We start from the raw sequence: 9370 nt of genomic DNA on the forward strand, positions 1-9370 counted from the left end.
AAAATACGGCAATGAAAACTGACAATGTAATTTCCTCAACCGATTTTGAATCGCTTCCACCACGGCAAGATAGCGACAGTCATAAATGGCGGAGATACGAAGGTCAAGATATTATTCCAGCTTGGGTGGCCGATATGGATTATCCTGCTGCGCCGGCTATTTTGGAAGCATTAGCTGTGCGCTTACGGCACGGAGTCTTTGGTTATGCTGATGTTCTTCCTCAATTGAGGCGTACTGCTGCAGATTATTTTGCTTTTCGCTGGCAGTGGGAGGTGCGTCCTGAATGGTTGGTGTGTTTACCTGGTTTGGGTGCGGCAATTCACGCTGTTTGCCGTTTGGCAGCAGATGAAGGACCGGCTGATATTTTGACGCCTTCACCGATTTATCATGTATTTCGCCGCGCACCGGCTATGGCTGGTGCCACACGAGTGGACGTGGCGATGGAATGGGATGGCACTGCTTGGCGCCTGCCGGTAGCTAAACTAGAAGCGGCACTTACACCGCAGACAAAATTGGTGCAATTGTGCAATCCACACAACCCCAACGGTAAAGTCTATGAGACCAGTGAATTGGAGGCATTAGGTGAGTTTTGTTTGCGCCGTAACCTGTTGTTGTGCGCGGATGAAGTGCATGCCGATTTAATTTTGGATGAAGATAAAAAGCATGTGTGTGTGGCGTCTCTTTCTCCTGACATTGCTCGCATGGCCATCACGTTACAAAGTCCGAGTAAAGCATTTAACATAGCGGGTCTGAATTTTGCTGTGGCGGTTATTCCTGATGATAATTTGCGAGCGAGATTTTGCCACGCACTGGCGGGGAAGGTTATCGGGCATTTAAATCCTTTTGGATTGGCTGCGGCGGAGGCAGCGTGGAGTGAATGCGGTGATTGGCTGTCTGCCGTTATCAAACAGTTACGCACCAACCGAGATCAATTAGCTAATGCTATTGCTGATATGCCAAATATTCACATGAAACATTTAGCGTCTACTTATTTAGCATGGCTAAATGTAAGCGAGTTGGGCTCAAGCAATCCGCCTACCCATTTTGAATCGGCAGGGATCGGCATGTCAGCCGGCGCCGACTTTGGTGATAGCGATTATATGCGGCTTAATTTTGGTTGTTCGCAGGCATTGCTGGAGAAAATGATACACCGCCTAACAGTAGCGCAACGGTAAAAAAACATCTCTCTGAATGCGATATGAAACGATAGCGGTTATAGTTGGTTTTCTGCTAGGTTATTTCCCCACGCAAAAGCGAGAAAAAATTTCTCCTAACAAATCTTCATCATCAAAAGCACCAGTGAGTGATTCAAGCGTTCGCTGGGCACTTGCCAACCATGCGGCGGCGACTTCCATTTGTGCGGCATTGGCATGTGATTGTCGTAAATGAGCGACCGATTGCCGTAAGGCATCAACGTGGCGAATGCGTGCTGAAAAAGGCGCTGAAACTTCAGTTATGCTGCCAATGCGAGCAATTTCGGTGCGCAATGCCTCAATACCGGTGCCGGTTTTTGCTGACAGATAAACAACACCGTCACGCACACCGGGAAGCATTTCATCCAAATCAATTTTGTTGCGTACCCTCAGCAATGTGCCTGAAACAGTGATTTCTGGCACGCCCTTGCCGTCATCTATCAGTAGCACTAAATCGGCTTTTTCCGCTTCTGCATGGGCGCGGGTAATACCTTCTCGTTCAATAACGTTAGTGCTATCGCGCAATCCAGCAGTATCTACTATACGTAACGTCAGGCCGTTGGCCTCAATGTCACGAAAAACAGGATCGCGTGTGGTGCCAGGTATAGAAGTAACAATCGCCGCGTTTTCTCTGCATAGCTGGTTGAGCAAGGATGACTTACCTGCATTCGGATGTCCGATAATCGCTGCCGTCATACCTGTAGATAAGCGTGTGCCTTGCTCGCACTGCTCAAGAAAATTGCTTGCATCTTCCAATAATTCAGCTAAACGATGTGTAGGCGCTTCGTTTGTACTGATTTCTTCATCAGCAAAATCCATTAGTGCCTCCATGTCAGCGCGTAATTTTGCCAATTTTTCAGATAGTCCCTGTGCTCGCTTTGAAAAGTCGCCACTCAATGAGTGAACTGCGGCACGAGCGGCAGCGGCGCTGTTAGCGTTGATTAAATCGGCCAGTGCTTCTGCTTGTGCCAAATCAAGCTTGCCGTTTAAATGTGCGCGCAAAGTAAATTCACCGGGTTCAGCTAATCGCGCGCCCAACTCTAGGCAGCGCGTTAACACACTGCGTACCACCGCTGATCCACCGTGTCCGTGTAGTTCTAATACATCTTGACCCGTGAAAGAGTGCGGTGCTTGGAAATATAGGCAAATACCGTCATCCAATGGCTGATGGTTGCTGTTAACAAATGCCGTCCGCGTTGCGACTCTGGGTGGTGGTAGGGTACTAATAGAGAGAATTTTTTTTGCGAAAGCGGCCATGTCGCTACCACTGATTCGAATCACGCTTACTCCACCAATACCCGGCGGAGTGGCTGTTGCCGCGATTAATTCATTTGTTGCCTGCACCGCCGGTAGTAGAGCGGGTAATGTGCCACTGCTGGGCAATGGACAGCAGATTGTTGACCAGCCAGTACAGCACTAACCCAGACGGAAAGAATAAACTAAATATAGTAAAGAAAATCGGCATGACTTTAATTATCATGGCCTGTGTTGGATCGGGAGGTGTCGGTGACATGCGCATTTGCAGAAACATTGAGCCGCCCATCAGCAGCGGAAAAATGAAATAAGGGTCGGCCTTTGATAGGTCATCAATCCACAAAATAAACGGAGCTTGACGCAGTTCTACACTGCCAAGAATCACCCAGTATAGCGCGATAAAAACTGGGATTTGCATCAAAATAGGAAGGCAACCACCGAAGGGATTGATTTTTTTCTCTCGGTAAAGCGCCATCATCGCTTGTTGTTGCTGTTGTTTGTCGTCTTTATAACGTTCTTGTAAATTTTTAATGCGCGGCGATAGTTCCTTCATCCGTGCAATGGAGCGATAAGATACTGAGGACAGTGGATAAAACATCAGCTTGATAAAAAATGTGAGTAAAATAATTGCCACTCCCCAATTGCCGACAAAATTCTCAATTAACGTTAATAATTTAAATAACAATACGGCAATAAAAGTAAGCCAGCCATAATCTACTACCAAATGTAGCCCCGGTGCAGAACTGTTTTCGTCCAGTGCGTTCAGTATGTCTTGCTCCTGTGCGCCGGCAAATAGACGCGCTCCAACTGTTTTACTTTCTCCTGCTGCTAGGGCACCAAAGGGAGCGATGACGCCCACACGGCGTACACCGTTATCAGTATTGGCACTCATAAAGTACTCGCGCTCACCAGCGTCAGGCAGCCAGACGGCGGCAAAATAATGTTGTATTATGCCAATCCAACCGTCGGTACTTTTCTTTGGAAAGGTGTCTGAACCAATATCTTCAAAGGAAATTTTGTCAAACTTGGTGGCGTCGGTATAGATGGCAGCACCAAAAAATGTCGGTAGCAATGATGACTGTTTGGTATTGAGTTGACCGTTGTGAGCAATTTGAAAATAGCCGTATGGAGATACAGTTTCTGCGCCTGTGTTGTGCGCCTCTAAAGCGACACTGATTAAGTAGTCGCTACGACTGAATATGTATTTTTTAATCAATTGTAAATTACCGCTTTGTGCGACTAAGCTTACGGTTAGTTTCTCGGCGCCGTCGGCTAGCGTGAAGTTGTCACCGCCGATAACCGTGTAGGTGGAATAGTGATTGGGGGCGTTTTCAACACCGATTAATCCATTTTGCGCAATTTGTCGGCGGGTGCCGTCTTCTAGTAACGGATAAAAGCCACCATTGTCGTTCAAATGTTTTTTGAGGTGGAGGCTTACAAGGGCACCGCCATTTTCGCTGATGTCGGCTTCTAACCAGTCGGTTTGCACACGAATGATATTGCCGGTTTGCGCTTTTACTACCACCTCTGGTAAAGATTCATTATCGTTGTTGGTCAGCGATTGGGTTGGAGTTGGTAATGCGTTATCAGCACCTGTTGAATTGCTGGGAACGTCGGTTTGCTGTAGCGGTGCGGAAGATGTTTGAAGTGATCCGTCAGTAGCGTTTTGTGGCCATTCTTGCCACCGCTGAAAGAGTACGAATATAGAAAAAAAGAGTAGCCCGATGCAAGCCAGGCGAAAGGCATCATTCATGTTTTTGTGTTATCTTGGCAAGTAATTGAAAAAACTCATCGCGTGCTAGTGTGTCATCGGTGAGAGAAAGTGTTGCGGGTTTGTGTTTGGAGATTAATTGAGCAAAAATATCTATTGATGGTAGGGTTGATTGCCAACGTTGGCGAAACCCTTCTCGTACAGTACGGCGTAGACGATTACGGCGGGTGGCAAGATTGATATGGCGTTTGCCGATGACAACTCCAAGGCGTGCTGCAGGGGCATTATTGACGATAAAACGGAGAAGCCAGAAATTTCCGGTGATTTTTTTGCCTCTATACGCGGTTCGCTTAAACTGCGCCCGATGCGAAAGAAAAGCGCCGCTAGCGGGCAAGGTCAAGCTGCCAGTCGTTTGCGCCCTTTGCTGCGGCGGGCGTTTATGATGGCGCGACCACTACGGGTTGCCATACGGGCGCGAAAGCCATGGGTGCGCTTGCGGCGAATAATAGACGGCTGAAAAGTTCGTTTCATGAGGAATTAATCGAAAAGTCGGATTCTAGCATAATTTATTTAAGTGGGTACATAAGGGAGTGTCTATTGGTAGGAGAGAGGATTGCTATTTGGAGTTAGAGCTAGAAAGCTGAATTAATAAAATTTATCAAGTATTTTAAACTTAAAGTAGTGTGGGCGGTTCTTCGTCTGTCGTCCAAAGCAGTTGCTCAAAATCTGTTTCAGTTAATATTGTTACTTGAAATTTTTCTGCCGCTGCTCGTTTGCTTCCCGCATTGTCTCCTGCCAACAAATAAGTTGTTCGCGCCGATACGCTACCAGTAACAACGCCGCCTAATTTTTCTATACGTTGTTTGACCACTGACCGCGGTTGTGACAAGGTTCCGGTCAGCACAAACGTTTTGCCAGAGAGTCGTAGCTTTGGCGTTTCTTTGTGTCCCCAGACAAAGCCTAAGTCATTCAAAAAATCCAATAATTGTCGATAATGCGGCACAGTAAAAAACATTCGAACTCGCTGTGCCAGGGCAGCATTGCCGTCTAGTGCTATCGTTAATGCGGCTTCATCTGCTGTCGCTAGCGCTGGCAAATCGGCAAAAGTCTGAACCAGTTTTTTTGTGCCATTTTTTCCCAAACCGTGCAAAGGCAGGTTGTTGTCAATTAGATGCAATGTATTTTCTGGCATTACCGTTTTGAGAGAACGCATGGTGGTTAAAAATGCCATTAAAGTGCGTTTTTGCTCACTGCCTGGCGAATTGCGTTCAGGCCAGACGACTCCCACTGCCTGTAGTTGTTTTATTTCCTCAATATTCGCTGACTCGGTAAAAAAATCACGAATGCCTGCTGCTGTTTCGGTACCAATATCGGTTACAAAAGCAAACGCCTCTAACGGTGCGCGCCGCAGTGCTTGCAAAGAACCGAAAAAGTCAGCCAGCCGTACCGCTGCTGCCTCACCCACTGCTGGAATACCTAGCGCAATTAACAATCGTGGTAGCGTTGTTTGCTTACCGCGCTCAATGGCGGCTAAAATGTTAGTTGCCGACTGTTCTGCAATTAATTCTAGAGTTAGCAAATCTTTTTTTTCAAGCGCAAATAAATCAGATGGCATCTGTACCAAACCGGCGGCAAATAATTTTTCCAATAGCACGCCGCCTACTCCTTCTATATCTAGCGCGTTCCGCGAAACAAAATGTATCAATTGTCCGCGCCGTCGTTCCGGACACGCCACATTAACACAACGCAAAAATTTTCCATTTGTATGCACTGCTTGTTCACAGGATGGGCATACTAGTGGCGGCTGCCATGCTGCTGTGCCACCAGATTTTTTCACGCACACAATTTCTGGAATTACATCGCCAGCACGGCGCACTTCAACCGTATCACCAACACGAACATTTTTTTCTCGCACTATATCCATGTTGTGTAATGTCGCGTTGGCAACCACTACGCCGCCCACTGTTACCGGCGCCAGCCGTGCCACTGGCGTTAATACACCGCTTCTGCCCACCTGTATTTCAATAGCCTGAACGTGAGTGAGCGCTAATTCTGCGGAAAATTTGTGTGCTACGGCGAACCGTGGTGCCCGTGATACATAGCCAATCTTTTTCTGTAAGGAAAAATCGTCTACTTTATAAACTACTCCGTCTACACTAAAGGGTAGTTTGGCACGAAGCGCCTGGACTTTTTCATGGTAATTCAATAGACCATCTACGTCTTTTGTTCGCAGGCGTGGTTCAGCAACGGAAAAACCTCTTACTTTCAGCCAGTCCAATGCGGCACTGTGGGCAGTGGGAAAAAGTGGCGAATTTTCCGCCACTACGCCGTGAGCATAAAAACGTAAGGGGCGTGCCGCCGTAATGCCGCTGTCTAGCTGCCGCAAGCTACCCGCTGCAGCATTACGCGGATTAGCAAATATCTTACTATCTGTTTTACTTTGGTGCATATTTAATGTAGCAAAGTCATCGTAAGTCATTACTACTTCTCCACGCACCTGCAAGTGCGCCGGAGCATCATCTAAAAAATGCGGTAAATTAGTGATGGTTTTGGCGTTGCTCAATACGTCTTCGCCAGTTTCTCCGTCTCCGCGTGTTGCCGCCGCTTTTAGCGTGCCGCCAACATACACGGCATTCAAAGCGACTCCGTCTAGTTTTAATTCTGCTGCATATGTCACGCGAGCGTCGCTCCATTCCATCATACGGCTGAAAAAATGATGTGCTTCTTCGTGACTAAATGCATTGGCGAGTGATCGCATCGGTGTTGGATGAGAATACGGTGCAAAACGTGCCGCCCGCTTACCACCTACCGTTTGCGTTGGCGAATTTACCGATGCAAACAGTGGAGGATTGATGGTGGCTAATTCTGGGTGCATTGCTTCTATTTCGTGCAATTCCGATACCAGTGAATCGTATGCCGAGTCGGTTAGAGAGGGAGCATCGTTTTCGTAATATTCGTGGTTGGCGGATTCAATGCGCTGCCGCAACGCCATAATCCGCTGCTTGGCGTCTGTTGTCATTGTTTTTATGAGAAAATTAGTCGCGCCAGAGAGCCGCCCGGCTCAACGCCAAATTCACGCATTTGTGACGTTAACAATGCCAGTTGCCGATTCATCGTGTGTATGCGCGTGTCATCCACATCAATACCTTTAGGATCAGTCAAGCGCATATTGATTACTTGTGCAACACGCCGAATGCGACGCAACATTTCCTCATAAGCACGCGACGGATCGCAAACATTCGGTGCGTCTAATTCAAAAATTAGCGTTTGCCGCCCACCACCACCTGCTGGTGTCGGCATCAGTTTAGCGCGAAATAAATTTTCGCTTTCCACACGGCACAGATAGTCGCGATCGCTCTCTTTTACCATGCCATTAATGCGCATGACTTCATCAATGCGTGCGTGTTGCTGTGGTTCGCCTACGAGTCGTAGTTCAATAAACATGTCTACGGTGGTACAAAAATTGTCTATCAGTGCGGCATTTTTAATAGCGGCGGCAGCGGGTGGGAATACCGGATGTAAATTAATTTTTTGTGCAAACGGGCGTGCTATCGATTCGATAAGGCGAATTGTTGCTTGATTAATAGCGCCACCGCGGTCAGCTAACGGCAAAGCGACAATCCAATGTGGACACGGCATGTCGGGTGTGTGTCGCCATCCATCCGCCGCTACATCAAAGCCTAACAATCGTCCTACATTAATACCATTTTTTTTCAACTGCTCTAGTAACGGTGAAAAAACAGAGGCGGTAAGTGGCTTTTTGCCGAAAAACCGAATGTCGTAGCACATGTCTGCCGGCAACATGTCTTCGGTTGGTTCCGGCAATGTGGGTATTTCAAAAGGCTCTATTGGCAGGGTGCCTTGTTCACTCGGTGTTTGAGTTGGTGAAGGTGGCGGTTTTTTATCAGTATCCTGATTTTTGAGTTTGTTGTCTCGCTCGGCAAAAGTTGGTTCTTTTGCGGTGTCGTGACGCACTGGTGGTCGCCGTCGTGCGTTTTGACTCAGCGTGAAAAAAAATATTGCGCCTAAAGCCGCAGCAGCAATCACTAAAAATAACCAATATTCCCAAGTCACATTGCGTGCCTCAGCGCTTCATCCAATTGAACTGACACAACTTTGGAAACGCCTTTTTCTTCTTGTGTTACGCCGATAAGCGCATCCATCGCTTCAATGGTATTTTTGTTGTGAGTAATGACTATGCATTGAAAATCGGCGGATAATTCACGCAACAGTGACACAAATGATTCTACGCGCGAGTCATCCAATGCTGCGTCTACTTCATCCATAATACAAAACGGAGGTAGCGTTTTTTGCATCAACGCAAATACGAATGCGAGTGCCGTTGCCGATTTTTCGCCGCCAGATAGCATGCGTACTGGAAATAAACGTTTGCCGGGAAGACGAGCGCGAATTTCAAAACCGGCGTCCAGAATAGAATCTCCCTCCATCGCTAGCATTGCTTCGCCGCCGCCAATTAAATTTTGAAACAGTGCCGCAAAACGCTGATTAACTGAATCATACATGTCGCGCAGGCGAGTGCGCGTTTCAGAATCCAAGCGGCGAATGATGGTTTGTAATTCGGTCATGGCGGTTTCCACATCTTCTCGTTCGTGCTGTAGTTTATCTAATTGTTCAGAGGTTTCTGATAATTCGTTGTCAGCCGCGAAATTAATTGCCCCTAAGCGTTTGCGTTTATTAAGCAGTTGCTCAATTTCAGCACGATGCTCAGCGGCATCAACTTTTTTCTCACGTAATGCTTCTAACCGTTCTTCGTTTACCGAAAATTCTTCCAATGCATTATTTAGTCCTTCCATCTGTATGGCGGCTTCTTTTTCTGCTACCTGCAAAGCGGCGTGATTTTCTTGTAATTTTTGTAAATCAGTAAAGTGTTGTTCGCGCTTGTTCGTGGCAGTGGTGATACGTTGCTCCCACTCTGCGACTTCTGTGTTTACCTGTTGCCTTGCTTTTTCTGCCGCTACCGCTTGTGCTTCCCGCTGCTGTGCTGTTGAAGCTAGCGTTGTTTCATCCATGCCAGCAATGTCATTCTCATTTTGTCGTCCCCGAACTTGCAATGTATCGCGGCGGCGACGCCATTCCTCTTCTCGTAGTTCCAATGCCGTTCCTCGTTGTTTAAGATTTTCTTCGCGCACGTGTAGTTCGCGTCGTGCTACGGCAAGATGATGAAAATCACTGCGGCATTTTTCTAATGCTG

8 protein-coding genes are annotated in these 9370 nt (G+C 47.3%); 1 reads left to right on the top strand and 7 read right to left on the bottom strand.

Translation table 11 applies throughout. The features are described from left to right. The first annotated feature begins 11 nt into the window (after positions 1-11). Complete coding sequence (locus NQX30_07635) at positions 12-1175, top strand: PatB family C-S lyase (GenBank protein ID MDM5148227.1); 1164 nt, start codon at positions 12-14, stop codon at positions 1173-1175. A gap of 60 nt (positions 1176-1235) precedes the next feature. Here NQX30_07635 and mnmE read toward each other — a convergent pair whose 3' ends face one another. The 7 genes from mnmE to NQX30_07670 form a co-directional block, all read right to left on the bottom strand. Further along, positions 1236-2576: a tRNA uridine-5-carboxymethylaminomethyl(34) synthesis GTPase MnmE gene (gene mnmE / locus NQX30_07640; protein ID MDM5148228.1), complete on the bottom strand. Its 1341-nt coding sequence runs from the start codon at positions 2574-2576 to the stop codon at positions 1236-1238. Further along, on the bottom strand, positions 2521-4200 hold the full coding sequence (gene yidC / locus NQX30_07645) for a membrane protein insertase YidC (GenBank protein MDM5148229.1): 1680 nt from the start codon (positions 4198-4200) through the stop codon (positions 2521-2523). The genes mnmE and yidC overlap by 56 nt, the downstream gene beginning before the upstream one ends. Then, positions 4193-4558, bottom strand: coding sequence for a ribonuclease P protein component (rnpA, locus tag NQX30_07650; GenBank protein ID MDM5148230.1), 366 nt, complete (start codon positions 4556-4558; stop codon positions 4193-4195). The genes yidC and rnpA overlap by 8 nt, the downstream gene beginning before the upstream one ends. Beyond that, a complete protein-coding gene (rpmH, locus tag NQX30_07655; protein ID MDM5148231.1) occupies positions 4555-4689 on the bottom strand; it encodes a 50S ribosomal protein L34 in 135 nt (44 codons plus the stop codon). The genes rnpA and rpmH overlap by 4 nt, the downstream gene beginning before the upstream one ends. Positions 4690-4831: 142 nt before the next feature. Then, complete coding sequence (ligA, locus tag NQX30_07660; protein MDM5148232.1) at positions 4832-7177, bottom strand: NAD-dependent DNA ligase LigA; 2346 nt, start codon at positions 7175-7177, stop codon at positions 4832-4834. Between the two features lie 5 nt (positions 7178-7182). Beyond that, positions 7183-8232: a hypothetical protein gene (locus NQX30_07665; protein MDM5148233.1), complete on the bottom strand. Its 1050-nt coding sequence runs from the start codon at positions 8230-8232 to the stop codon at positions 7183-7185. Then, a partial coding sequence (locus NQX30_07670) for an AAA family ATPase (protein ID MDM5148234.1) occupies positions 8229-9370 on the bottom strand: 1142 nt, incomplete at its 5' end. The genes NQX30_07670 and NQX30_07665, both read right to left, overlap by 4 nt.

Source organism: Candidatus Persebacteraceae bacterium Df01 (genome assembly GCA_030386295.1).
Classification (GTDB): Bacteria; Pseudomonadota; Gammaproteobacteria; order Tethybacterales; family Persebacteraceae; genus Doriopsillibacter; species Doriopsillibacter californiensis.